At 70.5% G+C, this 24,547-nt stretch carries 26 protein-coding genes, 1 tRNA gene and 1 pseudogene; 19 read left to right on the top strand and 9 right to left on the bottom strand.

Annotated features, from left to right (window positions below; all coding sequences use genetic code 11):
* From ftsH to DEI95_RS05525, 12 genes are all read left to right on the top strand, one after another.
* Window positions 1-1,989 (top strand): ATP-dependent zinc metalloprotease FtsH, encoded by a 1,989-nt coding sequence (ftsH, locus tag DEI95_RS05575; protein ID WP_110825670.1) that lies wholly within the window; start codon window positions 1-3, stop codon window positions 1,987-1,989.
* 6 nt (window positions 1,990-1,995) lie between these two features.
* Window positions 1,996-2,958 (top strand): dihydropteroate synthase, encoded by a 963-nt coding sequence (folP, locus tag DEI95_RS05570; protein WP_181420312.1) that lies wholly within the window; start codon window positions 1,996-1,998, stop codon window positions 2,956-2,958.
* Window positions 2,955-3,347, top strand: coding sequence for a dihydroneopterin aldolase (folB, locus tag DEI95_RS05565; RefSeq protein WP_110889509.1), 393 nt, complete (start codon window positions 2,955-2,957; stop codon window positions 3,345-3,347). Before folP ends, folB begins: the two co-directional genes overlap by 4 nt.
* Window positions 3,344-3,880 (top strand): 2-amino-4-hydroxy-6-hydroxymethyldihydropteridine diphosphokinase, encoded by a 537-nt coding sequence (gene folK / locus DEI95_RS05560; RefSeq protein WP_111059641.1) that lies wholly within the window; start codon window positions 3,344-3,346, stop codon window positions 3,878-3,880. The genes folB and folK overlap by 4 nt, the downstream gene beginning before the upstream one ends.
* On the top strand, window positions 3,877-4,353 hold the full coding sequence (locus DEI95_RS05555; protein ID WP_146232834.1) for a DUF3180 domain-containing protein: 477 nt from the start codon (window positions 3,877-3,879) through the stop codon (window positions 4,351-4,353). The genes folK and DEI95_RS05555 overlap by 4 nt, the downstream gene beginning before the upstream one ends.
* Window positions 4,354-4,403: 50 nt before the next feature.
* A complete protein-coding gene (locus DEI95_RS05550) occupies window positions 4,404-4,925 on the top strand; it encodes a PH domain-containing protein (protein ID WP_110825666.1) in 522 nt (173 codons plus the stop codon).
* Window positions 4,926-4,931: 6 nt separating this feature from the next.
* A complete protein-coding gene (locus DEI95_RS05545; protein ID WP_111059640.1) occupies window positions 4,932-6,734 on the top strand; it encodes a PH domain-containing protein in 1,803 nt (600 codons plus the stop codon).
* On the top strand, window positions 6,731-7,423 hold the full coding sequence (locus tag DEI95_RS05540; RefSeq protein ID WP_110825805.1) for a Rossmann-like and DUF2520 domain-containing protein: 693 nt from the start codon (window positions 6,731-6,733) through the stop codon (window positions 7,421-7,423). Before DEI95_RS05545 ends, DEI95_RS05540 begins: the two co-directional genes overlap by 4 nt.
* 73 nt (window positions 7,424-7,496) lie before the next feature.
* On the top strand, window positions 7,497-9,041 hold the full coding sequence (gene lysS / locus DEI95_RS05535; RefSeq protein ID WP_181436205.1) for a lysine--tRNA ligase: 1,545 nt from the start codon (window positions 7,497-7,499) through the stop codon (window positions 9,039-9,041).
* Window positions 9,042-9,118: 77 nt separating this feature from the next.
* Window positions 9,119-9,319, top strand: coding sequence for a hypothetical protein (locus DEI95_RS05530; RefSeq protein WP_111059639.1), 201 nt, complete (start codon window positions 9,119-9,121; stop codon window positions 9,317-9,319).
* A 170-nt stretch (window positions 9,320-9,489) separates the two neighbouring features.
* Entirely contained in the window at window positions 9,490-9,621 is a 132-nt protein-coding gene (locus DEI95_RS16930; RefSeq protein ID WP_258367478.1) for a hypothetical protein, read from the top strand.
* Window positions 9,622-9,963: 342 nt separating this feature from the next.
* Entirely contained in the window at window positions 9,964-11,016 is a 1,053-nt protein-coding gene (locus tag DEI95_RS05525) for a sigma-70 family RNA polymerase sigma factor (RefSeq protein WP_110825663.1), read from the top strand.
* 178 nt (window positions 11,017-11,194) lie between these two features.
* Here DEI95_RS05525 and DEI95_RS05520 read toward each other — a convergent pair whose 3' ends face one another.
* The gene (locus DEI95_RS05520; RefSeq protein WP_110825662.1) at window positions 11,195-12,127 is read right to left on the bottom strand and encodes an NAD(+)/NADH kinase; all 933 of its coding nucleotides are present in this window, start codon (window positions 12,125-12,127) and stop codon (window positions 11,195-11,197) included.
* 237 nt (window positions 12,128-12,364) lie between these two features.
* On the opposite strand from DEI95_RS05520, the gene DEI95_RS05515 reads away from it, so the two are divergent.
* Window positions 12,365-14,887 (top strand): ATP-dependent Clp protease ATP-binding subunit, encoded by a 2,523-nt coding sequence (locus tag DEI95_RS05515; protein WP_110825661.1) that lies wholly within the window; start codon window positions 12,365-12,367, stop codon window positions 14,885-14,887.
* Window positions 14,888-15,025: 138 nt separating this feature from the next.
* Here DEI95_RS05515 and DEI95_RS05510 read toward each other — a convergent pair whose 3' ends face one another.
* The gene (locus DEI95_RS05510) at window positions 15,026-15,478 is read right to left on the bottom strand and encodes an SRPBCC family protein (RefSeq protein ID WP_110825660.1); all 453 of its coding nucleotides are present in this window, start codon (window positions 15,476-15,478) and stop codon (window positions 15,026-15,028) included.
* Between the two features lie 124 nt (window positions 15,479-15,602).
* Between DEI95_RS05510 and DEI95_RS05505 the strand changes: the two genes are divergently transcribed.
* Together DEI95_RS05505 and DEI95_RS05500 are read left to right on the top strand one after the other, a co-directional pair.
* On the top strand, window positions 15,603-16,145 hold the full coding sequence (locus tag DEI95_RS05505; RefSeq protein WP_181419499.1) for an amino-acid N-acetyltransferase: 543 nt from the start codon (window positions 15,603-15,605) through the stop codon (window positions 16,143-16,145).
* Between the two features lie 64 nt (window positions 16,146-16,209).
* Window positions 16,210-16,911: a hypothetical protein gene (locus DEI95_RS05500; RefSeq protein WP_111059638.1), complete on the top strand. Its 702-nt coding sequence runs from the start codon at window positions 16,210-16,212 to the stop codon at window positions 16,909-16,911.
* A gap of 129 nt (window positions 16,912-17,040) precedes the next feature.
* Here the strand turns inward: DEI95_RS05500 and DEI95_RS05495 are convergent, their stop codons facing one another.
* Together DEI95_RS05495 and DEI95_RS05490 are read right to left on the bottom strand one after the other, a co-directional pair.
* Window positions 17,041-17,247 (bottom strand): cold-shock protein, encoded by a 207-nt coding sequence (locus DEI95_RS05495; protein ID WP_065963953.1) that lies wholly within the window; start codon window positions 17,245-17,247, stop codon window positions 17,041-17,043.
* Between the two features lie 122 nt (window positions 17,248-17,369).
* Complete coding sequence (locus DEI95_RS05490; RefSeq protein ID WP_110889515.1) at window positions 17,370-18,476, bottom strand: acyl-CoA desaturase; 1,107 nt, start codon at window positions 18,474-18,476, stop codon at window positions 17,370-17,372.
* A 193-nt stretch (window positions 18,477-18,669) separates the two neighbouring features.
* Here DEI95_RS05490 and DEI95_RS05485 point away from each other — a divergent pair, with 193 nt between their 5' ends.
* From DEI95_RS05485 to DEI95_RS05475, 3 genes are read left to right on the top strand one after another with little or no spacing between them, the layout of a single operon-like run.
* Entirely contained in the window at window positions 18,670-18,957 is a 288-nt protein-coding gene (locus DEI95_RS05485) for a hypothetical protein (RefSeq protein ID WP_110825657.1), read from the top strand.
* Window positions 18,958-19,000: 43 nt separating this feature from the next.
* Window positions 19,001-19,384, top strand: a complete 384-nt coding sequence (locus DEI95_RS05480; protein WP_110858042.1) for an SseB family protein — start codon at window positions 19,001-19,003, stop codon at window positions 19,382-19,384.
* A gap of 46 nt (window positions 19,385-19,430) precedes the next feature.
* Window positions 19,431-20,546 (top strand): VanZ family protein, encoded by a 1,116-nt coding sequence (locus DEI95_RS05475; protein WP_111059637.1) that lies wholly within the window; start codon window positions 19,431-19,433, stop codon window positions 20,544-20,546.
* A 22-nt stretch (window positions 20,547-20,568) separates the two neighbouring features.
* On the opposite strand, the gene radA is transcribed toward DEI95_RS05475, so the two are convergent.
* A complete protein-coding gene (gene radA / locus DEI95_RS05470; RefSeq protein WP_111059636.1) occupies window positions 20,569-21,930 on the bottom strand; it encodes a DNA repair protein RadA in 1,362 nt (453 codons plus the stop codon).
* 9 nt (window positions 21,931-21,939) lie between these two features.
* Window positions 21,940-22,992: an SGNH/GDSL hydrolase family protein gene (locus tag DEI95_RS05465; RefSeq protein ID WP_146243605.1), complete on the bottom strand. Its 1,053-nt coding sequence runs from the start codon at window positions 22,990-22,992 to the stop codon at window positions 21,940-21,942.
* A gap of 142 nt (window positions 22,993-23,134) precedes the next feature.
* On the opposite strand from DEI95_RS05465, the gene DEI95_RS05460 reads away from it, so the two are divergent.
* Window positions 23,135-23,221: transfer RNA gene (locus tag DEI95_RS05460), tRNA-Ser, on the top strand.
* 55 nt (window positions 23,222-23,276) lie between these two features.
* Here DEI95_RS05460 and DEI95_RS16925 read toward each other — a convergent pair.
* The 3 genes and pseudogenes from DEI95_RS16925 to DEI95_RS16915 all read right to left on the bottom strand — a co-directional run bounded on the left by DEI95_RS16925 (window position 23,277) and on the right by DEI95_RS16915 (window position 24,414).
* Window positions 23,277-23,399: a hypothetical protein gene (locus DEI95_RS16925; protein WP_258367475.1), complete on the bottom strand. Its 123-nt coding sequence runs from the start codon at window positions 23,397-23,399 to the stop codon at window positions 23,277-23,279.
* Window positions 23,400-23,426: 27 nt separating this feature from the next.
* Window positions 23,427-23,645 (bottom strand): annotated as a pseudogene (locus tag DEI95_RS16920) (site-specific integrase); the annotation flags it as partial.
* 40 nt (window positions 23,646-23,685) lie between these two features.
* Window positions 23,686-24,414, bottom strand: a complete 729-nt coding sequence (locus DEI95_RS16915; RefSeq protein ID WP_258367474.1) for a site-specific integrase — start codon at window positions 24,412-24,414, stop codon at window positions 23,686-23,688.
* Between the last annotated feature and the right edge of the window lie 133 nt (window positions 24,415-24,547).

Here is a 24,547-nt window from a genome sequence, read left to right as displayed (position 1 = left end):
ATGGACTTCAAGCGCATCCTCCGCGGGCCGTACATCTGGATACTGGTCGCGCTCGTGGGGATCTTCATCGGATGGACGTTCATCGCCCAGTCCGGCACCCAGGAGATCTCCACGCAGAAGGGCCTCGAGCAGCTCTCGGACGGCAAGGTCTCGGCGGCCGTCATCAACTCCACGGAGCAGCGCGTCGACCTGACCCTCCGCGGCGAGGGCGGCACCGAGCAGTTCTACTACTCGACGCCCCGCGGGCCCGAGGTCGTCGAGGCGGTCTCGCAGGCCGACCTGCCGAAGGGCTACAACGACCACGTCCAGCAGTCGAACGTCCTCGTGTCGCTCCTGCTGACGCTGCTGCCGTTCCTGCTCATCGGCGCGCTGTTCTGGTTCCTGCTCTCGAGCGCCCAGGGGGGTGGCTCGAAGGTCATGCAGTTCGGCAAGTCCAAGGCCAAGATGAACAACAAGGAGAACCCGCAGGTGTCCTTCGCCGACGTCGCGGGCTCCGACGAGGCGATCGAGGAACTCCACGAGATCAAGGAGTTCCTCAAGGAGCCGGCGAAGTTCCAGGCCGTCGGCGCGAAGATCCCGAAGGGCGTGCTGCTGTACGGCCCTCCCGGTACCGGCAAGACCCTCCTCGCCCGCGCCGTCGCGGGAGAGGCCGGCGTGCCGTTCTACTCGATCTCCGGTTCGGACTTCGTCGAGATGTTCGTCGGTGTCGGTGCGAGCCGTGTCCGTGACCTGTTCGACCAGGCCAAGCAGAACTCGCCCGCCATCGTCTTCATCGACGAGATCGACGCCGTCGGTCGTCACCGCGGCGCCGGCATCGGCGGCGGCAACGACGAGCGCGAGCAGACGCTGAACCAGCTCCTCGTCGAGATGGACGGCTTCGACGGCAAGACGAACGTCATCCTCATCGCGGCGACGAACCGCCCCGACGTGCTCGACCCCGCGCTCCTCCGCCCCGGTCGCTTCGACCGGCAGATCGGCGTGGATGCGCCGGGCCTGCAGGGCCGCAAGCAGATCCTCGAGGTGCACGCGAAGGGCAAGCCGCTCGCCGCGAGCGTCGACCTCGAGTTGCTCGCCCGCAAGACGCCGGGCTTCACCGGCGCCGACCTGGCGAACGTCCTGAACGAGGCCGCGCTGCTCACCGCACGGTCGAACGCGCAGCTCATCGACAACCGCGCCCTCGACGAGGCCGTCGACCGCGTCATGGCCGGGCCGCAGCGCCGCACGCGCATCATGTCCGACCAGGAGCGCCTCATCACGGCGTACCACGAGGGTGGACACGCCCTCGCGGCCGCCGCGATGCGTCACACCGACCCGGTCACGAAGATCACGATCCTGCCGCGCGGCCGGGCACTCGGCTACACGATGGTCCTGCCGCTCGAGGACAAGTACTCGGTCACGCGCAACGAACTGCTCGACCAGCTCACCTACGCCATGGGTGGTCGCGTCGCCGAGGAGATCGTCTTCCACGACCCGACCACGGGCGCGTCGAACGACATCGAGAAGGCCACGGGCACCGCGCGCAAGATGGTCACCGAGTACGGCATGAGCCGTGCCGTCGGGTCCGTCAAGCTCGGCGCCGGGTCGACCGAGCCGTTCGTCGGCCGCGACATGAGCGGTGGCACCGGTCGCGACTACTCGGAGAACATCGCCGAGACCGTCGACGCGGAGACCCGCGCCCTGCTCGAGGCCGCGCACGACGAGGCCTACCAGGTGCTCAACGCCAACCGGGACATCCTCGACCGCCTCGCCGGCGAACTCCTCGAGAAGGAGACGCTCGACGCGCCGGAGCTCGTGGAGATCTTCAAGGACGTCCGCAAGCTGCCCGAGCGCCCGCAGTGGCTCTCGAGCGACAAGCGCCCGGTGAGCGACCTGCCCGCGATCGAGGTCCCGGGCAAGGCCGCCGCGACGGCCGAGGAGCCCGTCGGCATCGACGCCTCGAAGCCCCGTCGCCACCGCCCGTTCGGCAACCCCGGTATCGCCCCCGCGTAGGCCGGCATGACGGACCTGCCGACGAGACGGTCGCGTCGGCTCGCCGAGGTGAGTCGAGCGCGCGAAGCAGCAGCAGGACCGGCGACGGTCGCGATCGACCTCCGAGCACCCTCCCCGGTGCCGGAGGTCGTGACCGGCCGTCGCCGCGACCGCTCCACCGGGGACGCCACCCGTGTGATGGGCATCCTCAACGTGACGCCCGACTCGTTCAGCGACGGCGGCCTGCACCTGGCCGTCGACGCGGCGCTGGAGCACGCCCGGACCCTCGTCGCGACCGGTGCCGACATCGTCGACGTCGGCGGTGAGTCCACCCGGCCCGGGGCCGAGCGGGTCCCTGCCGAGGTCGAACAGCAGCGTGTACTGCCGGTCGTGCAGCAGCTCGTCGCCGAGGGCGTCGCGGTGAGCGTCGACACCATGAACGCCAGCACCGCTGAACGGGCGGTCGACCTCGGTGCCGTCATCGTCAACGACGTCTCGGGCGGACTCGCCGACCCGGACATGGTCCACGTCGTCGCGGACTCCGGCGTCGGCTACGTCGTCATGCACTGGCGCGGCCACAGCGACCGGATGCACCGGAACGCCGAGTACACGCACGCGGTCGAGGAGGTGCGGCGCGAGGTGGAGATGCGCGTCGCGGAGCTCATCGTCCTCGGCGTCCGCCAGGAGCAGGTCGTCATCGACCCGGGTCTCGGCTTCGCCAAGCAGGGGCGGCACAACTGGGAGATCCTGGCGGGTTACGACCGCTTCGCCTCGATCGGGCTCCCGGTGCTCGTCGCCGCGTCGCGGAAGCGGTTCCTCGACGGCGTGGGCAGTCCGGCCGGGGCGCCACCGGCCGAGCGCGACCTGGCCACGGCGGCGATCAGCCTGCTCGCGGCCGAACGCGGCGCATGGGGCGTCCGCGTGCACGACCCGGCGCCGACCCGCGCCGTACTCGACGTCTGGGACGCCTGGAGGGCAGCTCGATCATGAGGGACACCATCCGCCTCGTCGGGGTCCGCGCACGCGGCAACCACGGGGTCTTCGAGCACGAACGCGCCGACGGGCAGGACTTCGTCGTCGACGTCGCGGTCGAGGTCGACGCCACCGCGGCCGCCGACTCGGACGACCTCGCCGAGACCGTGCACTACGGGGTGCTCGCCGAGCAGGTCGTCGCCGAGATCGAACGCGACCCGGTCGACCTCATCGAGACCCTGGCCGAGCGCATCGCCGCGGCCGTCCTGACGCACCGGGCGGCCCTGGCGACCGAGGTCACCGTGCACAAGCCGCAGGCTCCGATCACGGTGCCCTTCACGGACGTGTCCATTACGATCCGTCGGGAGCGCACGAGCGCTGCCGACGGGACCGAGGAAGAGGAATGACGCGCGTCGTCATCGCGCTCGGCGCCAACCTCGGCGACCGGGGGAGCACCCTCCGTGCCGCCGCGCGAGCGATCGCCGCGCTGCCCGGGGTCCGTCCGATCGCGTCGAGTTCCGAGGTCGAGTCCGTCGCCGTGACCCTCGACGGTCCGGACGCGGCGAAGCCCCGCTACCGGAACGCGGTCGTGGTCGTCGACACCGACCTCGAGCCGGACGAGCTCCTCGACGCCCTGCACGGCATCGAGGACGAGCACGGCCGGACGCGCACGGTCCGGTGGGGCGACCGGACGCTCGACCTCGACGTCATCGCCGTCGACGACCGGCACATCGACACCGCGACGCTCACCGTGCCGCACCCCCGGGCGCACGAGCGCGCGTTCGTCCTCGCGCCGTGGGCGGACGCCGACCCGGACGCCGTCCTGCCCGGGCGCGGACCCGTCGTGGCGCTGCTCGCAGCCCTCGGCGACGACACCGAGCGGGTCGACGAGCCGCGGCTGTTCGACGCGATCGCGCCGGCGGCGGGAGCCGCCTCGTGAAGCCGACGCGGGCCTCGACGCTGGTCAGCGTCGCGATCGTCGCCGCGGTCGCCGGGTTCGCCCTCGACACCGCCCTGACCGCACGGCAGTCCCCGACGCTCCTCATGTCGGTGCCCCTCGGCCTGACGCTCGCGTTCATCGGCATCGCGCTGCTGTTCATGGCCGCGCCGATCCGTCGGCAGACCCGGGGCCGCGCCGAGCGACGGGTCGACCCGATGTACGCGACCCGCGTGGTGTTCCTCGCGAAGGCCTCGAGCATCTGCGGTGCGCTGTTCGGCGCGTTCGCCCTCGGACTGCTCGTGTACCTCCTGACCCGGTCGGTCCTGCCTTCGCTAGGCTCGACCCTGCCGAACGCGGTGGCGTTCGGCGGCGGGATCGTGCTCACCGTGTGCGCCCTCGTCGCCGAGCGGATGTGCATCGCGCCGCCCCCGGACGAGGACGACCACGACGGGCGGGGCGCCACCACGGCCTGACCGGTGCTGCCGGTCGACGAGGACCGATCCCCGCAGACCAGGAGACCCCGATGCCGCTCGAACGCCTCGACGAGACCGGACTGGGTCTGCACGACGTCACGTGGACCCGGGTCTCCGCGAAGCTGGTCTGGACCGACCTCGTCGGGACCGTCCTGGTCGGCGGTGTCGTCACGGCGGGGCTCGTGCTCCTCGGCGTCGCGAGCGGCGGCACGGGCGGCACGGCGGGCCTCGTCTGGTTCGTCCTCGGCGCCGTCGTCGCCGTCGTCACGCTCGTCACCGCCGTCCTCACCCCGCGCCGCATCCGGTCCATCGGGTACGCGCTGCGCGAGGACGACCTGGTGCTGCGTCGCGGGCTGATGTGGCAGCGCTTCACGGCCGTGCCTTACGGTCGGCTGCAGCTCGTCGACGTGAACCGGGGCCCGCTCGACCGGGCGCTCGGGATGAGCGAGCTGAAGTTCGTCACCGCGGCGGCCTCGTCGAACATCCGGATCCCGGGCATCCCCGCGAGTCAGGCCGACGAGCTGCGCGACCGCCTCGTCGAACTCGCCGAGTCCCGTCGCGCGGGGCTGTAGGCCGTCGTGACGTTCCGACCCGAGGCCCCGATGCCCGCGCCGCCCCGCAAGGGCGACGCGGCAGCGGCTGCCCCCCTCACCGACGGCGAGTGGCACCGCCTGCACCCGCTGACCCCGCTGCTCAAGGGCGGCATCTTCCTGGTCGTCATCCTCGGCTACGTCCTCAACAACCTGCGCGACCAGATCGTCGAGGTGTTCATCCCGGGCGAGGGCGGCCCGCAGGAGAACGGGGACCCTGTCCGCTACGTCTACGAACACGGCGTGGTCGGCTGGGTGCTGCTCGGGATCGCGGTCCTGTTGCTCGTGCTCATCGGGCTGTTCCACCTGTCCTGGCGCATGCACGAGTTCCGTGTCACGGGCGAGATCGTCGAGGTTCGCTCGGGCGTCGTGTTCCGCACGCACCGCAAGGCCCGGCTCGACCGCATCCAGGGCATCAACATCTCGCGGCCGCTCATCCCGCGGCTGTTCGGCACCGCCAAGCTCGAGGTCGCGCAGGCCGGCAACGACGCCAACGTGCAGCTCGCGTACCTGGGGGCGAAGGCCGCGGACGACCTCCGGCAGCGCATCCTCGTCCTCGCCTCGGGCGCGAAGGACCCGGCACGCGACCCGCGGGCCGCTGCCGCTGCCGCCGGCGGCGCGTACGGGCGCGTGGGGGAGTTCCTGGCGCCCGAGCTCGACCCCGAGGCCGTGCACGCGACCCGGGTCGTGCGGGTGCACCCCGGACGGCTCATCGCGTCGATGCTGCTCTCCGGCACGACGGTCGTCATCCTGCTGCTCGTCGTGGCGATCATCGTGAGCATCAGCCTGACCGGGCAGTACTTCCTGCTCGTGTCGCTGTTCCCGGCGGTCATCGGCGCGGGCGGCTACTACGTCCGCAAGTTCTCGAAGTCGCTCCGGTACACGATCGCGGAGACCCGGGACGGCATCCGGATCGGCTTCGGGCTGTTCTCCACCTCGAACGAGACGCTGCCGCCCGGCCGCATCCACGCCGTGAGCGTCGCCCAGCCGCTGCTCTGGCGCCCCTTCGGCTGGTGGGACATCCGCATCAACCGGGCGACGAACGCCGGCAACGGCGCGACGACGAACCAGCAGGCCTCGTCGATCGTGCTGCCCGTCGGCACCGCGGCCGACGTCCGTCAGGTGCTCGAGATCATCCTGCCGGAGCTCGTCGGCGCGGCGGTCGTCGGACCGGCGGCGTCGATGGAGCGGTTGCGCGAGGGGTCGGCCGAAGCCGTGGGTGTCGTCGACGACAGCCTCACGACGACGGGCGACCAGGGCGGTTTCGTCCACTCGCCCCGTCGCGGCCGGTGGCTGCGCCCGTTCTCCGCGTCGCGCAACGGCTACCGCTTCGTGCCCGGAGCCGTGCTGCTCCGGCTCGGTGCCGTCTGGCGCTCGCTCGTCGTGGTCCCGCTGCCGCGCGTGCAGAGCGTCAAGGTGACGCAGGGACCGCTCGAGCGCGCGCTGCGCGTCGCATCGGTGCACGTGCACACGGTCTCCGGTCCGGTGTCCGCCCGCGTCGGCGCGCTCGATGCCGGTGACGCGCAGCGGCTCTGGTCCGGCACGACCGAGCGCGCGGTCGAGGCGGCGGCCGCCGACACTTCGCACCGCTGGCGCGACGGCCAGGAGGCCCACCCCGCCGCCGACACGTCGGCGCACGGTCCCCAGGTGGCCGCATCGCACGCGCCCGGGCCGCACGTGACCGAGCCGGACGGCGGGGGCCAGGCCGACGGCCGACCGGCACCCGCGTGGCTGACGCAGGACGGGCCTCCCGGCTGGCACACCGTCCCGTGGCCGGGAGCCCTGCGATGAGGGCCGGGCGTCTCGGTGTCGGCATCATCGGCGCCGGACGGGTCGGCCCCGTGCTCGGAGCCGCCCTGGCGAACGCCGAGCACGCCGTCGTCGGCATCACCGCCGTCTCCGAAGCCGGACGCGACCGCGCCGAGGCGATGCTCCCCGGGGCGCCGGTGCTCGGCACGCCGGAGCTCGTCGAGCGCAGCGAACTCGTGCTCCTCGCCGTGCCGGACGACCAGCTCCCGTCGCTCGTGCAGGGCCTGGCGGACGCGGGCATCTGGCAGCCGGGTCAGCTCGTGGTGCACACCAGCCCGGACCACGGGGTCGACGTCCTCGCCCCGGCGATGCGCGCCGGGGCGATCCCGCTCGCGATCCACCCCGCGATGGCGTTCACCGGGACCAGCGTGGACCTCGCCCGGCTCCGGGACGCGTACTGCGCCGTGACCGCGCCGGCGCCGGTGCTCCCCATCGCGCAGGCCCTCGTCGTGGAGATGGGTGCCGAGCCGTTCGTCGTCGCCGAGCGGGACCGGCCCGCGTACGCCGACGGGGTGCGCGCGGCGGTGAGCTTCTCGACGGCGATCATCGACCAGTCCGTCGGTGCGCTGGCGGGCATCGGCGTGGAGCACCCCGGGCGGGTGCTCGGCGCGCTCGTGCGATCGGCCGTCGACAACGCGCTGACCGCGGCCGACGGGCAGTCGACGCTCTGAGGGACGGCGGGGGGAGTGCAGCCGGACGGGTAGCATCGACGCGATCCCCCACGACCTCCGGAGCCGCACCAGCATGACCGACGAGACCGCCCCCGCACGCACCGACACCGCGGCCGACACCGCGGTCGCTGACGCCGCCGCACTGGCCGAGCAGGAGACGAGTGAGCAGCGTCAGGTCCGACTCGACAAGCGCGCACGACTCCTGGCGTCCGGAGTCGACGCCTACCCGGCCGAGCTGCCGATCACGACGACGATCCCGGCCGTCCGCGAGCAGTACGCGCACCTGGAGACCGGCGAGGAGACCCAGGACGTGGTCGGCGTCGCCGGGCGCGTCGTGTTCTCCCGGAACACCGGCAAGCTCTGCTTCGCCACACTGCAGGCGGGTGACGGCTCCCGCATCCAGGCGATGGTCTCCCTGGCCGAGGTCGGCGACGAGTCGCTGGCCCGCTGGAAGGAGTTCGTCGACCTCGGGGACCACGTGTTCGTGCACGGCCGCGTCATCTCCTCGCGTCGTGGCGAGCTGAGCATCATGGTCGACGAGTGGGCGATCGCGGCGAAGGCGATCCTGCCGCTGCCGAACCTGCACAACGAGCTGAACGAGGAGACCCGGGTCCGACAGCGGTACCTCGACCTCATCGTGCGCGAGGACGCGCGGAAGACCGTGCGGGCCCGCGCCGCCGTGATGTCGTCGCTCCGCCAGACCTTCACGTCGCACGAGTACCTCGAGGTCGAGACCCCGATGCTGCAGACCCAGCACGGCGGCGCCTCGGCCCGACCCTTCGTCACGCACTCGAACGCCTTCGACACCGAGCTGTACCTGCGCATCGCGCCCGAGCTGTTCCTCAAGCGTGCGGTCGTCGGCGGCATCGACCGGGTGTTCGAGATCAACCGCAACTTCCGGAACGAGGGCGCCGACTCGTCGCACTCGCCCGAGTTCGCGATGGTCGAGGCGTACCAGGCGTACGGCGACTACGAGCAGATGGCCGACCTGACCCAGGAGCTCGTGCAGAACGCCGCTCGTGCCGTCACCGGCGGACCGCTCGTCGTGACGCTGCCCGACGGCACCGAGTACGACCTCGGTGGCGAGTGGGCGCGCATGGACATGTACGGCTCGCTGTCCGAAGCCGCCGGTCGGGAGATCACCCCGGAGACCCCGCTGTCCGAGCTGCAGGCGCTCGCCGAGGCCGAGGGCGTCGAGGTCGCGCACGCCACCCACGGCAAGTACGTCGAGGAGCTCTGGGAGCACTTCAACTCGGACGCGCTGTACGCGCCGACCTTCGTGATGAACTTCCCGGTCGACACCTCGCCGCTGACCCGACAGCACCGGACCCGTGCGGGCGTCGTCGAGAAGTGGGACCTCTACGTCCGCGGGTTCGAACTCGCGACGGCCTACTCCGAGCTCGTCGACCCGGTCGTGCAGCGGGAGCGCTTCGTCGAGCAGGCCCGACTGGCCGCGGGCGGTGACCCGGAGGCGATGCGCGTCGACGAGGAGTTCCTCCGTGCGCTCGAGCACGCGATGCCGCCGTCGGGTGGCATGGGCATGGGCGTCGACCGGCTGCTCATGGCCGTCACCGGCCTCGGCATCCGCGAGACCATCCTCTTCCCACTGGTGAAGTAGGCCCGACCCCGCGGAGGAGGCCCGGTCTGCGTCGGACGCGGGCCGGGCCTCCCGACCGGGCGGGGTACCATGAACGCGTGCCGAATGGACTCGTGAGTGGGATCGTCTTCGCCCTGACCCCGACCGTCCTGCTCGGGCTCATCTTCTGGTTCATCATGCGCGCGATCATCCGCGCCGACCGCACCGAGCGCACCGCCTACGCGAAGATCGAGGCGGAGGAGCGCGCCCGCTTCGAGCGCGAGCGCGGCACCACCACGGCCCCGACCAGCGGCGAGTAGCCGGGCGACCCGGGCCGGCGCCGAGTAGCCGGGCGAGCGCCGGGCGACCCGGCCGGCGCCGACGGGTCCGGACCGCTCTCCCGCTGCACCGTCCGCGCGGCACCGTCCGGTGTCCTGCCGGTCACCCGTCGTTCACGCCGTCGTCGCCGTGCCGTGTGAGCATCGTCGGCATGTCCATCCTGCAGCCCTCCACAGCCCGCAGCCTCGTCGGCGACATCGAGAGCGAGTACGACGAGTTCGACCGCGACGCCGACCACGAGGTCTCGAAGGCCAGGGACGGGTGGCTCGAACCGTCCTGGTGACACCACCGCGACATCCTCTTCGGGGTACGTCGACCGGATCCCCCGATCCGGCACGACGTACCCCGTTCCCGTTGTCCGGATGGCGTTGCACCCCGGGGTACAGGTGTCCCCCTCGACGCTCAGCGGGAGTTGCACCCGTGTGATTCCGCGCCGATCCGCGTCCTGGCGGGGATCGACGGCGAGCACGCAGGGCAGGGGCGGAGTACCGCCCGGTTGTCCCCCGGTCGTGAACCACGGAGATCCCTGGGAATCGATCCAGCGGGTTTGTGGGGTACAGCCCCTGACCGCCAAACTCGGTCTCAGCCCACGAAGGACCATCCGTCACAGGCAGGGAGAGTCACCATGGCGATCGCAACGGCCGCACCCAGCACCACCTCGCGCCGCACCAAGAAGGCAGCGACCAAGACCACCTCCGCCGAGGTCACCACCCTCGACACCGTCGCCGAGGTCGAGGCCGACGAGCAGCTCGCCGGCGTCCGCGGCGCATCCGTCGACCAGGTCGGCGACTACCTCCGTCACATCGGCCGGCTCGCCCTCCTCACCGCCGAGGAAGAGGCGGACATCGCCCGCCGCATCGAGGTCGGCCTGTTCGCCGAGGAGAAGCTGCACAACGAGCCGGGCCTCGAGAAGTCCCTCGAGCGTGAGCTGCGCTGGCTCGTCCGCGACGGTGAGCGCGCCAAGGAGCGGATGATCACCTCGAACCTCCGCCTGGTCGTGAGCATCGCGAAGCGCTACTCGCAGCGCGGCCTGCCGTTCATGGACGTCATCCAGGAGGGCAACCTCGGGCTGGTCCGTGCGGTCGAGAAGTTCGACTTCACGCAGGGCTACAAGTTCTCGACCTACGCCACCTGGTGGATCCGCCAGGCGATCTCGCGTGGTCTCGCCGACAAGGCACGCACGATCCGCATCCCGGTGCACACGGTCGAGCTGATCAACAAGATCTCGCGCACCGAGCGCGACCTGACCGTCGACCTCGGCCGCGCGCCGATGCCCGACGAGGTCGCCGCCGAACTGAGCATGAGCGTCGAGGAACTCGTCGACCTCAAGGGCCGCTCGCACGAGCCGGTCTCGATCCACACCGTCGTCGGCGACTCCGACGACAGCGAACTCGGTGACTTCATCGAGGACGAGGACGCCGCGAGCCCGAACGAGCTCACCGAGACGACGCTCCTGCACCGCGACATCCGCTCCATCGTCGCCGAGCTGCCGAGCGACGAGGCCAACGTCATCCGCATGCGCTACGGCCTGGACGACGACAAGCCGATGACGCTCGACGAGATCTCGAAGATCGTGCACACGACCCGTCAGGCCGTGAGCCGTGTCGAGTCGCGCGCCAAGCTGCGCCTGTTCGCCAAGGCGGTCTCGCAGGACATGCAGCTGTACCTGACCGAGTAGGTCAGCAGACTCCGGTCGGCCCGTACGGGCCGGCCAGGGGATCCGGGTCGGTCCGTGGGAAGACGATCCGTGGGGTGATGGGATGAGGCCCGTCCGGTGCGAACCGGACGGGCCTTCCGTCGTCCCCGGGACGCGCGACGGGGACGCGCCGGGGACGGGCCGGGAGGCGCGGACCGCGTCAGTCCTCGGTCTCGCGTCGCAGCTTCTGCCGCAGGTCGTGCGGGATGAGCTCGATGAGCTGGTCCGGCCGCAGCGGCAGGTCCAGGAGGCCGAGCTTGAGCCGTCCGGTCCGACCGTGCCGTTCCGCGTCGAGCCGCACCACGCTGCCGGCGTCCTTGCGCAGCCGCACCTCGAGCTGCGCGCCGGTCGCGACCTCGCCGACGACCAACCCGTCGACCTCGAGCGCCGCGCTGCGGGTGCCCTCGGCGATGTCGAACCGGTAGCGCTCACGGGCGGCGAGCACCACCGAGCGGTCGATCCCCGCCATCGGGGCCACCGGCGTGACGACGGAGCCCGACAGTGCGGGGGACAGGACCGGGCCGCCCGCCGCGTAGTTGTAGGCGGTGGACCCGGCGGGCGTCGCCGCGACGACGGCGTCTGCGCGGTAGTACCCGTACATGAGCCCGCCGACGCTGAGGTCCGCCGACACCTGGCCGGCACCGGGGCGGCGGACGATCGTGATGTCGTTGAACGCCAGGTAGTCGGTCCGGGCACCACCCCAGGAGAGCCGGGCCTCGAGGGCGTGGTGCGGTTCGAGCTGGTACTGCCCGGCCGAGAGCCGTTCGAGCGCGGCCTCGAGCTCGGGCGGCTCGATCTCCACCAGGAACCCGACGTTGCCGTAGTTCACGCCGAGCACCGGCACGGGCCGACGGGCGACGAGCCGCATCGCGCCGAGCATCGTGCCGTCCCCACCGAGCGCGACGACGAGGTCGACCCGGTCGGTGAACTCGTCGTCGTCCACGACGTCGATGTCGCTCCGGAGCCGAGCGGCGTCGATGCTCCGCGCCATGAGCCGGCCCGCGCCGGACGCGTTCCAGCGGTCCAGGATGTCGACGGACTCCTGGACGTTCTTCGACGGGTGGACGACGAGGCCGACGACGGGCTGCTCCATGGTGCGGATCGTACCCGGCGGCGGTCCGGAATCGTCGGGCGGGCCTGCCTGCGGGACCCGTCCGCGGGAGCCGGGGCGGGCCTCCCGGCAGGGCCGGTGCGCCGCACGCACCGAGGTCACGCCCACGGCGAACAGGGGCAGCCCTGACGGGGAGCGCTGGTTAGTCTCGATGTACGTGACCGGACTCACACGAGTCCGGCTGTCGGCCCCCGTCCCAGCGGGGCCAAGGGAGAGCACATGTTCGAGAGATTCACCGACCGGGCCCGTCGTGTTGTCGTCCTCGCTCAAGAAGAAGCGAAGATGCTCAACCACAACTACATCGGTACGGAGCACATCCTCCTCGGCCTCATCCACGAGGGCGAGGGCGTCGCCGCCAAGGCGCTGGAGTCGCTCGGTATCTCGCTCGACGCCGTGCGCGAGCAGGTGCAGGACATCATCGGGCAGGGCCAGCAGCAGCCGACCGGGCACATCCCGTTCACGCCGCGCGCCAAGAAGGTCCTCGAGCTGTCCCTGCGCGAGGCGCTGCAGCTCGGCCACAACTACATCGGGACCGAGCACATCCTGCTCGGCCTCATCCGCGAGGGCGAGGGTGTCGCCGCCCAGGTCCTCGTCAAGCTCGGCGCCGACCTGAACCGGGTCCGCCAGCAGGTCATCCAGCTCCTGTCCGGCTACCAGGGCAAGGAAGCGGTCGCCGTCGGCGGCGAGCAGCAGCAGAACGGCCAGCAGCAGGGTTCGCAGGTCCTCGACCAGTTCGGTCGGAACCTCACCCAGGCCGCGCGCGACGGCAAGCTCGACCCGGTCATCGGGCGCGAGAAGGAGATGGAGCGGGTCATGCAGATCCTCTCCCGCCGCTCCAAGAACAACCCCGTCCTGATCGGCGAGCCGGGTGTCGGCAAGACCGCCGTCGTCGAGGGCCTCGCCCAGGCGATCGTCAAGGGCGACGTGCCCGAGACGCTGAAGGACAAGCAGCTCTACTCGCTCGACCTCGGGTCGCTCATCGCCGGGTCCCGCTACCGCGGTGACTTCGAGGAGCGCCTGAAGAAGGTCACGAAGGAGATCCGCACCCGCGGCGACATCATCGTCTTCATCGACGAGATCCACACCCTCGTGGGTGCCGGTGCCGCCGAGGGCGCGATCGACGCCGCGTCGATCCTCAAGCCGCTCCTCGCCCGCGGTGAGCTCCAGACCATCGGTGCCACCACGCTCGACGAGTACCGCAAGCACTTCGAGAAGGACGCCGCACTCGAGCGTCGCTTCCAGTCGGTGCAGGTCAACGAGCCGTCGCTGCCGCACACGATCAACATCCTCAAGGGCCTCCGCGACAAGTACGAGGCGTTCCACAAGGTGTCCATCACCGACGGGGCGATCGTCTCCGCGGCGAACCTGGCGGACCGCTACGTGCAGGACCGCTTCCTTCCGGACAAGGCCATCGACCTGATCGACGAGGCCGGCGCCCGCCTGCGCCTGTCGATCCTGTCGGCACCGCCGGAGCTCCGCGAGTTCGACGAGAAGATCTCGACGGTCCGCGGCCAGAAGGAAGCCGCCATCGAGGAGCAGGACTTCGAGAAGGCCGCGAGCCTGCGCGACGAGGAGAAGAAGCTCCTCGGCGAGCGTCTCCGCCTCGAGAAGCAGTGGCGTGCGGGTGACGTCGCCGCGTCCGGCACCGTCGACGAGGGCATCATCGCCGAGGTCCTGGCGCAGGCCACGGGCATCCCGGTGTTCAAGCTCACCGAAGAGGAGACCTCGCGTCTCGTCTTCATGGAGAAGGCACTGCACCAGCGCGTCATCGGTCAGGAGGAGGCCATCTCGGCACTCTCCAAGACCATCCGCCGCACCCGTGCCGGCCTGAAGGACCCGAACCGCCCCTCGGGCTCGTTCATCTTCGCCGGCCCCACGGGCGTCGGGAAGACCGAGCTCGCCAAGGCGCTCGCGGAGTTCCTGTTCGACGACGAGGGCGCGCTCATCTCCCTCGACATGTCGGAGTTCGGCGAGAAGCACACCGTCTCGCGCCTGTTCGGTGCCCCTCCCGGGTTCGTCGGGTTCGAGGAGGGCGGCCAGCTCACCGAGAAGGTTCGCCGCAAGCCGTTCTCCGTGGTCCTGTTCGACGAGATCGAGAAGGCCCACCCGGACATCTTCAACTCGCTGCTGCAGGTCCTCGAAGAGGGTCGTCTGACCGACGGTCAGGGCCGCGTGGTCGACTTCAAGAACACCGTCATCATCATGACCACGAACCTCGGTTCGCAGGGCATCGCCGGTGGTCCGGTGGGCTTCCAGGTCGAGGGTGACTCGGCCGTCGGCTACGACCGCATGCGCTCGAAGGTGAACGAGGAGCTCAAGAAGCACTTCAAGCCCGAGTTCCTGAACCGCGTCGACGACACGATCGTGTTCCCGCAGCTCTCGCAGTCCGAGCTGCTGCAGATCGTGGACCTGTTCGTGAAGCGCCTGTCGGACCGTCTGCTCGACCGCGACATGACCGTCGAGCTCACGCTCCCGGCCAAGGAGCAGCTCATCAAGGTCGGGTTCGACCCCGCCCTCGGTGCACGACCGCTGCGCCGCGCGATGCAGCACGAGGTCGAGGACCAGCTGTCCGAGCACATCCTGCAGGGTGAGCTCACCGCTGGTGACCACGTGAAGGTCGACTTCGCGGACGGTGCGTTCCAGTTCGAGACCGGGCGTCAGCCGGGTCGCGAAGAGGTCCTCGCCGGCGCCCCCTCGCTCGAGAAGGCGCCCGAGGCGCCGACCGGCGAGGTCGAGGGCTAGTCAGCCCAGGCACGCCACAGACGGGAGGCCCGGTACCAGCTGGTACCGGGCCTCCCGTCCGTGTGGGAGCAGAGCGGACATGACAGGAGGCGCGGTACCGAGCGGTACCGCGCCTCCTGTCAGCGCTGCGGGTGCGTCCTACGCCTGGACGTCACCGCGCCAGCCGTCGGCCGTGGGGGCCGCCTCGACGCGCTCCTTGTAGTTCTGCAGGTCCTTCTTGACGGCGTGGCCGCCGACGCCGACCGCGGAGCCGAGCTTCTCGAGGATGCCCGAGGGCTCCCAGTCGATCTGCACGGTGACGCGGGTCTCGGCGTCCGAGAGCTTGTGGAAGGTGACGACACCGGCGTGCTCGGTCTCGCCGTCCTTGACGGTCCAGGCGACACGCTCGTCCGGGTGCTGCTCGGTGATGAGGGCGCGGAACGAACGCTCCTGGCCGGCGACCTTGACGGTCCAGTCGGTGGTGGTGTCGTCGACCTGGACGATCTTCTCGACCTCGTCCAGGAACGTGGGGAACTCCTCGAAGCGGGTCCACTGGTCGTAGGCCGCACGCACGGGGACGTTGACGTCGACGGTCTCGATGATCTGGGGCATTGGTGCTCCTCCTGCTCGTCGTACTGGTGTACCTGGGACGGTAGGCCGGTGCGCCTGTGGGCCGTCCCGGTGTGTGTCCCCCGATGACGCGCCCGATCGTCGCCCGCGCCGTAGGCTGTGGCGGATGACTGAGCACGGACGGCATGCGTTCTCCGAACGGGACGAGCACGGGATCCTGGTGCGCCCCGCGTTGGCGTCCGACGTCCCGCACATCCAGCGGCTCATCGCGCCGTACGTCGACCGGCGGATCCTGCTCGGCAAGGAGAACGTCGTCCTGTACGGCTCGATCCAGCAGTTCCGGATCGCCGAGGGGCCGGACGGCGTGCCGATCGGCTGCGGAGCCCTCGCGGTGTTCTGGGACGACATCGCCGAGGTCCGCACGCTCGCACTCGACCAGGACTGGATCCACAAGCGGGTCGGCCACCGCATGCTCGAAGCGCTCGAACACGACGCCCGGGAGCTCGGCATCGCGCGGATCTTCTGTCTGACCTTCGAGGTCGACTTCTTCGCGAAGCACGGGTACCTCGAGATCGGCGAGACCGTCGTCCCGCCCGAGGTGTACGCCGAACTCGTCCGCTCGTCGGACGAAGGGGTCGCGGAGTTCCTAGACCTGGCCCGGGTCAAGCCGAACACCCTCGGCAACACCCGCATGCTGAAGATCCTCTGACGGCTCCACCCCTGCCTCGGCGGGGGTCCCCGACACGTGCCGTGCAGGTGTCTACCCTGTGCGCATGTCGTCGATCCGCCACCCCGTCGGTCCCGAGCGCCCCGGGGTCTACTGGCGCCGCCGCGCCCTCGTGCTCGGGGTGGTCCTGCTCGTCGTGGTCGTCGTCGTCCTCATCGTCGTCGGACGGGGGAACGGGGCTCCCGGCGCGGGACCGACCGCATCCCCGTCCGCGTCGTCCGCCGCCCCCGGCGCGGGCGTGACGCCAGCCGCTGGAGCGTCGTCCGCCCCGTCGTCGTCGGCTCCGTCGTCGTCGGTAGCGGCGTCGTCCGCTCCGGCGTCGTCCGCTCCGGCGCGGAAGGACGGAGCGGCGTGCGCCGAGGACCAGATCACGCTGACGCCCGTCGTCGACGAGCGCGTCTACGCGGCCACCGACGACCCGCAGATCGCCATGACCATCGAGAACACCGGGTCGAACTCCTGCCACATGGACCTCGGGTCGGCGCAGCAGGTGCTCACCATCACGTCCGGCACCGAGCAGTACTGGACGTCGAAGGACTGCCAGACCGGCGGGACGAACCAGGACGTCACGCTCAAGCCGGGTCAGGAGCTGACGACGCCGGCGATCACCTGGGACCGCACCCGGTCGTCGGCCACGACGTGCGACGCCGCACGGGCGGCCGTGCCGGCGGGCGGGGCCAGCTACCACCTGCAGGTCGCGGTGGGGGAGATCGAGTCGGCGGAGTCGGTGCAGTTCGTGCTGGAGTGAGGCGGCCGGTCGTCGCCCGCTGATGGGCGCCGGGCGTCGGTGGGACGACGAAGCGCCGGACTTCGGTGGGACGACGAAGCGCCGGGCCGGAGGATTGCTCCTCCGACCCGGCGCTCACGATGACCGAGGTCAGCCGATGACGGTGATGTTCTCCGCCTGCGGGCCCTTGCGGCCTTCGGTGATCTCGAATTCGACCTTCTGGTTCTCCTCGAGCGACTTGTAGCCGTTGCCACCGATCGCGGAGAAGTGGGCGAAGACGTCAGCGCTGCCGTCGTCCGGCGCAATGAAGCCGAAGCCCTTTTCGTTGTTGAACCACTTGACAGTTCCAGTTGCCATTTCGGCGTTCCTTACTTTCTTACGTGCGCGGCGAGAGAATTCCACCACCGCGGGTTTCGACGACGTTGCCATCGAGTTGTGTGCGGCACCCGGCATCGAGCGGGGCGACGGAGATCAGAGGTTCAGTGCAATCGGTAGGCACTGACCATCGGGCAGGTGAACGGGTCGCGCGCTGCGAGACCGACCCGGTTGAGGTACCGGACGACGATCCCGTAGGAGCGGAAGATCGTGGTCTCCGTGTACGGGACCCCGTGCTGTTCGCAGTGCTCACGCACGAGGGCCTTCGCACGACGCAGGTTGGGCCGCGCCATGCTCGGGAACAGGTGGTGCTCCGCCTGGTGGTTGAGGCCACCGAGCAGGTGGTCCACCCACACGCCACCAGTGATGTTACGGGAAGTCCGGACCTGGCGCGAGAAGAAATCGATCTTGGCACCCTCGGCGATGACCGGCATGCCCTTGTGGTTGGGTGCGAACGACCCGCCCATCATCACGCCGAAGACCGCCATCTGGACGCCGAGGAAGGCGAACCCGATGCCGAGCGGCATCACGGCGAACACGAACCAGGCCAGCAGGGCGAAGCGCGCGAGGAGCAGGACGGCCTCGAACCGGCGCTCCTGCGGGGTGCCCTTCGCGGCCTTGCCGGTGACGACGGCGCGGATCGAGAGCCAGTGCAGGTTGGCGCCCTCGAGGGTCAGGAGCGGGAAGAACGCCCAGCCCTGGACCATCGCGAGGCGGCGGAGGAGTCCGCGACGCTCGACGGCGTCCTCCTCGATGAACACGACGCCGTCGGGCGCGATGTCCGGGTCCTTGCCGATGGTGTTCGGGTTGCCGTGGTGGCGGTTGTGCTTGTTCATCCACCACGAGTAGGACAGGCCGACGACGAAGACGCCGAGCCAGCGGCCCGCGTGGTCGTTCCACTTGCGCGAGGCGAAGATCTGTCGGTGCGCGGCCTCGTGCGAGAGGAACGCGAACTGCGTGAAGAGGACACCGAGCACCGCGGCCGGGATGAGCTGGAACCAGGAGGCCCCGAGCATGGCGGACACGACGAAGGTCGCGGCGGTGAGGACGGTCAGGACACTGAAGACGGCCCAGTAGAAGCCGACACGGCGTTCCAGCAGGCCTTCGGTGCGGACGCGCTCGAGCAGGTCCTTGTACGTCGACGTCGGTGTCGGCGCTCCCGGGGTCCGGGCGGTGGTCGGTCGGTAGAGGGTGGGCGATGGTGCCGGCATGGAAGCTGCTTCCCCATCAGGAACAGCCCTTCGGCCGTACAACGAGAGTTCCCGCGATTGCGATTGGTCCGAAGGTAGTGGCGTTGGCTGAGTTCTCACTCCGAGGGTCGGCCTGAGTGCGCCTACAGGATCATCGCAGGCTGGCCCTCGGACTCCCCGCGTAGCGTCACGGCCATCGACGAAGGGCTGGGCCATGAAGTACCTCATCTACGGGGTCGCCTCGGTCATGACGAGCGACGAGGCGGCGTACGCCGTGCTCGACTACGCGACGGCGCTCGCCCAGTCCGGGCTCGCGGACCGGGTGGACGTGCCGTCGGTCGACGACTACGGCATGGCGGCCACGTCGAGCTTCGTGCTCGCGCCGGCGATCGGCGTCCTGGTGCAGTCCGCGCCGGACGACGAGCTCGCCCCCGAGACCGATGCCTTCACAGCCGACCTCCGGTGCCGCACGCATGCCGTCCAGGCGGGACGCGCCTCCTGAGCGGATACCCCGCGTGCAGCGTCCGGCTGCTTGACTAGGGGCGATGGCACAGAAGGAACAGCGCTTCCGGAGCGAACAGCTCGAGGAGGCCCTCGCGAAGCAGGACGTCGCCGCGGTGGCGTACGCCCTGCGCAACGACATCGTGATCGTCCCGCGGCTCGTCACCGGGAAGAAGGACATGCAGGTCCGGGTGTTCGGCCGGGAAGGGTCGGACAAGCGCATCCTGCTGCTGTTCTCGTCGGCGGACGCCTACACCGCGATGGTGCCGGGGGAGAAGCTCCGGCAGGTCATGGTCTACGACGCCGAGCGGCTCGAGGAGTTCCTGGCCGCGCACCTCGACTCCCTCGAAGGCGTGTTCTTCGACATCGCCGGTCCGCACACCATGCAGGCCGAACCCGCCGACCTGCTCGCGGCACTGCGCGCGTAACGACCGGTCCCGTACCGGACCGGGTCCCTCCGGATAGCGTCGGTCCATGGGATCGATCGTGCCCGGCGTCATCGCCTTCGCCCTCGGCGCCGTGCTCGCCGTCGCCGGGTTGGTCCCGTGGGCCGCGCGTGAGTACCGGCGACACGGGAAGCTCGGCGTCCGACGCGGCCTGCTCGCGTTCGGGACGCTCGTCTACGCGCTCGCGCTCGTGACCTACACACTCCTCCCGCTGCCCGACGACGTCGCCGCCGTCTGCCGTGCCGCTGCCCGGCCGCAGCTGCAGCCGTTCACCTTCGTGGGCGACATCGTCCGCGAGGGCGGCATCACCGGCCCGCGGTCGGTGCTCGGCAACCCCGCCGTGGCGCAGGTGCTCCTCAATGTGCTGCTGTTCGTCCCGCTCGGTGCGCTCGTCCGGCACGCGGTGCTCCGCCGCCGACTCGTCGCGGGCCTCCTCGTCGGCGGTGCCGCGGGCTTCGTGCTGTCGCTGCTCATCGAGTTCACGCAGCTCACCGGCGACTGGTTCCTGTACCCGTGCGCCTACCGTTTGTTCGACGTCGACGACCTCATCGCGAACACCGCGGGGGCCCTGCTCGGCACGCTCTTCGCACCGGTCGTCGGCTTGCTCGCCGGATCGGCGCGGACGACGGAGGAGGCCCGGGTGCCGCGACCGGTCACGGCCGGCCGGCGGTTCTTCGGCATCCTCGCCGACGTCCTGGCCATCTGGTTCACGACGGGCCTGCTCACGTCGGTCACCTCGGTCGGCCTCGCGCTGCTCGGGGTGCCGGACGGCGGGCCGCTCGCCGTCGGTCTCGGCATCGTCGCCGCCGTCACCGCCCCCGCGCTGCAGCTCGTCATCGTCCTGGTGTCGGGGCGGACCTTCGGTGAGCACGTCGTGCGGCTCCGGCCGGTGCCCGTCCCGGGAGGCGCGGCTCGGCTGGTGCGGTGGGCGCTCGGCTCCGGCGGGTGGTCGGCGCTCACCGCCAGCGGGCTGCCGTTCTCCGGGTTGATCGCGTTCGCGCTCGCCGTGGCAGCGGTCATCGGCGTGTGGGCGACGCGGGACCGGCGTGGGTTCGCCTCCGCCGTCGCGGGCACCGGGATCGAGGACGACGTGAACACCGGAACGGACACCGGCGAGGTGGTCGTCGGCGACCAGCGACCGTGACGGCGTCGGTCCTCTCGCGCGGTCAGAAGGCGGCGTCGAGCTCGCGTTCCCGCGGGGACTTCGTCATCGAGAACGCGACCCGCAGGGCTTCCCGGAGGTGTTCCGCGTCGGCTCCGAGGACCGTCGTGAAGCCGAGTCGTCCCGCCTCCGCCACGCGCTGTTTCGCGCCGGTCGCCGTCCGGATCTCGCCGGCGAGGCTGATCTCGCCCACGGCAGCGAGCGTGTGCGGGTACGGGCGGTCACGGGCCGCACTCGCGAGCGCCAACACGATGGCGAGGTCGGCGCCGGGCTCGGTGAGCTTCATGCCGCCGACGGTCGAGACGTAGACGTCGGCGTCCGAGAGCTTGATGCCGGCTCGTCGTTCGAGCACCGCGAGGAGCATGGCCACGCGCGATGCGTCCACCCCGTTCACCACGCGACGCGGCTGCGGTGCCGAACTGGGGACCACGAGGGCCTGGATCTCGACCGGCAGCGCCCGCCGTCCCTCCATCGCCACCGTGATGCACGTGCCGGACACCGGGGCGCCGTTGCGGGACATGAAGAGGCCGCTCGGGTCGGGTACCTCGTGGATGCCGTCGCCCGCCATGTCGAAGCAGCCGACCTCGTCCGTCGGTCCGAACCGGTTCTTCAAAGCCCGGACGAACCGGAGTGCGGTCTGGCGGTCGCCCTCGAACTGGCACACCACGTCGACGAGGTGTTCGAGCAGACGGGGTCCGGCGATCGTGCCGTCCTTCGTGACGTGACCCACGATGAGGACCGGGAGCGCCGCCTGCTTCGCCACCCGGATGAGCGTGGAGGCCACCTCGCGCACCTGCGACGTCCCACCGGCGATGCCGTCGACGGACGCTGACGAGATCGTTTGCACCGAGTCGGCGATGAGCAGGTCCGGCTGCACCTGTTCGATCTGGCCGAGGATGACGCCGAGGTCGACCTCGCTCGCGAGGAACAGTTCGTCGTGCATGGCGCCGGTGCGTTCCGCGCGGAGGCGCACCTGGTCGACGGACTCCTCCGCACTGACGTAGAGGACGCGTTTGCCCATCGAGGCCGCACGGGACGCGACCTCGAGCAGGAGCGTGGACTTGCCGACCCCGGGCTCGCCGCTCAGCAGGACCGCGGCCCCGGGGACGATCCCGCCGCCGAGCACGCGGTCGAACTCGCCGATGCCGGTCTGCCAGCGCTGCACGGCACCGCCGCGGGCCTCCGTGATCGGCCGGGCGATGCGGTTGCCGGTGACGGCGATCGACGCCGTCCCACGGGTGCTGGCGGTCGCCGCCGAGGCGTCCTCGACCGTCCCCCACGACTGGCACTCGCCACAGCGACCGACCCACTTGATGCTGGTCCACCCGCACTCCGTGCAGCGGAACGAGGACTGGGGACGGGCCATGGGACGAGGTTAGGCGGCTCCGCCGACATCGGTCCGGTCGGCTCCGCCGACATCGGTCCGGTCGGCTCGGCCGACATCGGTCGGTTCGTCGGCTCGGTCGTCGGAGCCCTCCTCATCGCGGTCGCCGCTGGCGTGCGGACCCGGCAGCGGGACCGAGCCGGTGACACGCTGACGCAGGCGGTCGAGTGGATTCGGTCGGTTCGCCGTGTCGAGCACCGCGGCGTCGTCGGTGTCCTGCTCGGCACGGGCGTGCGCGACGTCCCCGGCCTGACTCCCGAGCTCCTCGGCTTCCCGCGCGGAGAGGTACCGACGGATGGCGGCCACTGTGTCCACCCGTGCGTCGACCGCCGGTTCGAAGGCGCTCGCCCAGATCTCGTACCCGCGGTCGTTCGGGTGGAACAGGTCGCCGTACGTGTTGAAGAAGGTGCGCCGGATGCCGACACGCTTCGTGATCGCGTGCAGCGGTGCCACGGTCAGACCGAGCTCACCCGCGACCCGGTGGATGATCTCGTTCGCGACCGCGACCTTGCGCTCCCGGTCCGGCACGAACATGCACGGGAGTTCCCCGACGATCGCGTGCGACGGCACGGCTCCGTAGATCGCCCGGATGTTCCGCTCGAACTTGTCCGGGTGGAAGTCCGCGATGTCGTTGGCGCCGATGGACACCGTGCAGACGTCCGGGGTGAACTGGTGCAGCTTCGGGAGCTGGTGCTGCTTCGCCCCCCACGTCGTCGCACCGGACACGCTGAGGTTCACGACCCGCACCGTCAACCGCGAACGGTGTCGGATGCGACGAGCGAGCAGGCCGACGTACCCGCGACCCGGAGCCGTCGCGCCGACCCCCTGCGCCGCGGAGTCACCGATCGCCACGTAGGTGAGCTGGCCGTCGTGGTGCAGGCGTTCGCGCCACCAGTCGGCGTGCACGGGGAGCATGTCGACGATCCGCTGGGACGCTGCCCGTTGCCCGCGGATGCCCGCCCGTGCGCCGATGCCGGCGGCTCCGCTGACGACGGCTGCGCCGACGACGGAGGACAGCAGGGCGACGAGGGTGCGCGTTCTCATGGCGGAGACGGTACGCGCGGAGGCTCGGTCCGTGATCACGGTCGTGGCGCTCTGGGGGAGGAGGCCGCGGACCTGGGCGTGTGTGGAGGGGAGGCGCGTGGGGTGTCGTCACGGGCCTCCCGGATCGTGTAAAGTCTCTCCCGGTACCGTGTCCGAGCGGCCTAAGGAGCATGTCTCGAAAACATGTGTGGGGGCGACTCCACCGTGGGTTCAAATCCCACCGGTACCGCCCGAGAAGGCTCCGCCAGATCCGCACCAGCGTGCGGATCTGGGCGGGGCCTTCGTCATAGGGCTGGCATGTCTGCCCACATTCCGCCCACAACCGCCGAGGATCTGGCCTGATCGAGCGCATCGGCGACAACGTCAAGGTCGTTGTCGAACAGATCGGCATAGGTGTCGAGCGTCATCGCAGCTGACGCGTGGCCCAGCATCCGCTGGATGACTTTGACGTTCGTCCCGGTCGCGACGCTTAGTGAAGCGGCGGTGTGTCGGAGGTCATGAAGGGTGAGCGACGGGAAGTCGGGATCGACGGCGACGACGCGAGCCCGAGCGGCCTTGAACCAGCCGCGTCGGGAGTCCGGCTGGCGCAGGTAGTCCCGACCGTTACCGAAGACGAGGGCGTCCCGCGCACGGCCTCCGCAAGCCCGCGCCAGCGACTCGCAGAAGAAGCGTGCGATCGGAACCGTGCGCGTCTCAAGACTTCGGGGTGCCGGGGATGATGACGCCTCCCACGTTCACGGCGTTGGACCTCACCAGGACGCGACGACGCAGGAGGTGGAGATCCTGGACTCGGAGAGCAGTCGCCTCGCCCCAGCGCAGTCCCGTATAGGCGAGGAACCGCACGAGCAGATCGTGCGCGCCGCTCTCGGCGGCGAGCGCCTCCACCTGCTGATGGCTGAGATAGGCGCGAGCCTTCGGAACCTTCCTAGGCAGTCGGATCCCGCGGGCGGGGTTTGAGTGGATACGCCGATCTTTCACCGCGCTGTCGAGGATGGAGGCGAGGACGCCGTGCGCACGGATCACCGACGTGGCACCGAGCGGCCGCCCGGTGGACTCCCCAAGGCTGAGGCGGGTAATCCATGCTTGCACGTCGCTGTGGCGAATCGCAGTCAGCGATACTCCTCCCCAGAAGGGCGCGACGTGCAACCGCCAGGCGATCTCGATCGGACGGCGTGAGGATGGCTTGAGATGCGGTTGGTTAGCCAGCCAGGCGTCTGCGAGCTGTGCAACGGTAACGCGCGAGTCGCGAGGATCCAGGTACTCGCCTCTTGCCTTCGCCACCTCGTTCTCGGCAAGCCATCGCTCCGCCTCTCGTCGGGTCCGGAAGCCCCGCTTGTCGGTTTGCGTGTGGTCCGGCTTGCGATACCTAACCCGGTATCGCTGCTCACCCTTCCCGGACTTGTAGGAGCTGATCGACGCCATCAGAACAGAGCCCCATCGCCTCGAATGTAGCCGTCGGATGCCGCTCGGATGGTGTTCATGTCGGCGTCCTCGAGGCGCGCATACGCGCTCGCCCAATCGAGTTCGGCGATGGCCTCTCTCAGCGGCCTGTAGC

It is taken from the genome of Curtobacterium sp. MCBD17_008 (genome assembly GCF_003234475.1).
Taxonomy (GTDB): domain Bacteria; phylum Actinomycetota; class Actinomycetes; order Actinomycetales; family Microbacteriaceae; genus Curtobacterium.
Note: the sequence above shows the minus strand (reverse complement) of the source record. Positions and strands in the feature narration are given on the sequence as shown.

Bases quoted from the DNA above. Each gene is read 5' to 3' on its own strand.
- DEI95_RS05465 (WP_146243605.1), bottom strand. From the start codon at position 22,992: ATGAGAACGCGCACCCTCGTCGCCCTGCTGTCCTCCGTCGTCGGCGCA.
- DEI95_RS05550 (WP_110825666.1), top strand. From the start codon at position 4,404: ATGCCGCTCGAACGCCTCGACGAGACCGGACTGGGTCTGCACGACGTC.
- DEI95_RS05475 (WP_111059637.1), top strand. From the start codon at position 19,431: ATGGGATCGATCGTGCCCGGCGTCATCGCCTTCGCCCTCGGCGCCGTG.
- folK (WP_111059641.1), top strand. From the start codon at position 3,344: ATGACGCGCGTCGTCATCGCGCTCGGCGCCAACCTCGGCGACCGGGGG.
- folB (WP_110889509.1), top strand. From the start codon at position 2,955: ATGAGGGACACCATCCGCCTCGTCGGGGTCCGCGCACGCGGCAACCAC.
- lysS (WP_181436205.1), top strand. From the start codon at position 7,497: ATGACCGACGAGACCGCCCCCGCACGCACCGACACCGCGGCCGACACC.
- DEI95_RS05480 (WP_110858042.1), top strand. From the start codon at position 19,001: ATGGCACAGAAGGAACAGCGCTTCCGGAGCGAACAGCTCGAGGAGGCC.
- DEI95_RS05525 (WP_110825663.1), top strand. From the start codon at position 9,964: ATGGCGATCGCAACGGCCGCACCCAGCACCACCTCGCGCCGCACCAAG.
- DEI95_RS05490 (WP_110889515.1), bottom strand. From the start codon at position 18,476: ATGCCGGCACCATCGCCCACCCTCTACCGACCGACCACCGCCCGGACC.
- DEI95_RS05500 (WP_111059638.1), top strand. From the start codon at position 16,210: ATGTCGTCGATCCGCCACCCCGTCGGTCCCGAGCGCCCCGGGGTCTAC.
- ftsH (WP_110825670.1), top strand. From the start codon at position 1: ATGGACTTCAAGCGCATCCTCCGCGGGCCGTACATCTGGATACTGGTC.
- DEI95_RS16925 (WP_258367475.1), bottom strand. From the start codon at position 23,399: ATGACGCTCGACACCTATGCCGATCTGTTCGACAACGACCTTGACGTT.
- DEI95_RS05510 (WP_110825660.1), bottom strand. From the start codon at position 15,478: ATGCCCCAGATCATCGAGACCGTCGACGTCAACGTCCCCGTGCGTGCG.
- DEI95_RS05515 (WP_110825661.1), top strand. From the start codon at position 12,365: ATGTTCGAGAGATTCACCGACCGGGCCCGTCGTGTTGTCGTCCTCGCT.
- DEI95_RS16930 (WP_258367478.1), top strand. From the start codon at position 9,490: ATGTCCATCCTGCAGCCCTCCACAGCCCGCAGCCTCGTCGGCGACATC.
- DEI95_RS05520 (WP_110825662.1), bottom strand. From the start codon at position 12,127: ATGGAGCAGCCCGTCGTCGGCCTCGTCGTCCACCCGTCGAAGAACGTC.
- DEI95_RS05505 (WP_181419499.1), top strand. From the start codon at position 15,603: ATGACTGAGCACGGACGGCATGCGTTCTCCGAACGGGACGAGCACGGG.
- DEI95_RS16915 (WP_258367474.1), bottom strand. From the start codon at position 24,414: ATGGCGTCGATCAGCTCCTACAAGTCCGGGAAGGGTGAGCAGCGATAC.
- DEI95_RS05540 (WP_110825805.1), top strand. From the start codon at position 6,731: ATGAGGGCCGGGCGTCTCGGTGTCGGCATCATCGGCGCCGGACGGGTC.
- DEI95_RS05485 (WP_110825657.1), top strand. From the start codon at position 18,670: ATGAAGTACCTCATCTACGGGGTCGCCTCGGTCATGACGAGCGACGAG.
- folP (WP_181420312.1), top strand. From the start codon at position 1,996: ATGACGGACCTGCCGACGAGACGGTCGCGTCGGCTCGCCGAGGTGAGT.
- radA (WP_111059636.1), bottom strand. From the start codon at position 21,930: ATGGCCCGTCCCCAGTCCTCGTTCCGCTGCACGGAGTGCGGGTGGACC.
- DEI95_RS05495 (WP_065963953.1), bottom strand. From the start codon at position 17,247: ATGGCAACTGGAACTGTCAAGTGGTTCAACAACGAAAAGGGCTTCGGC.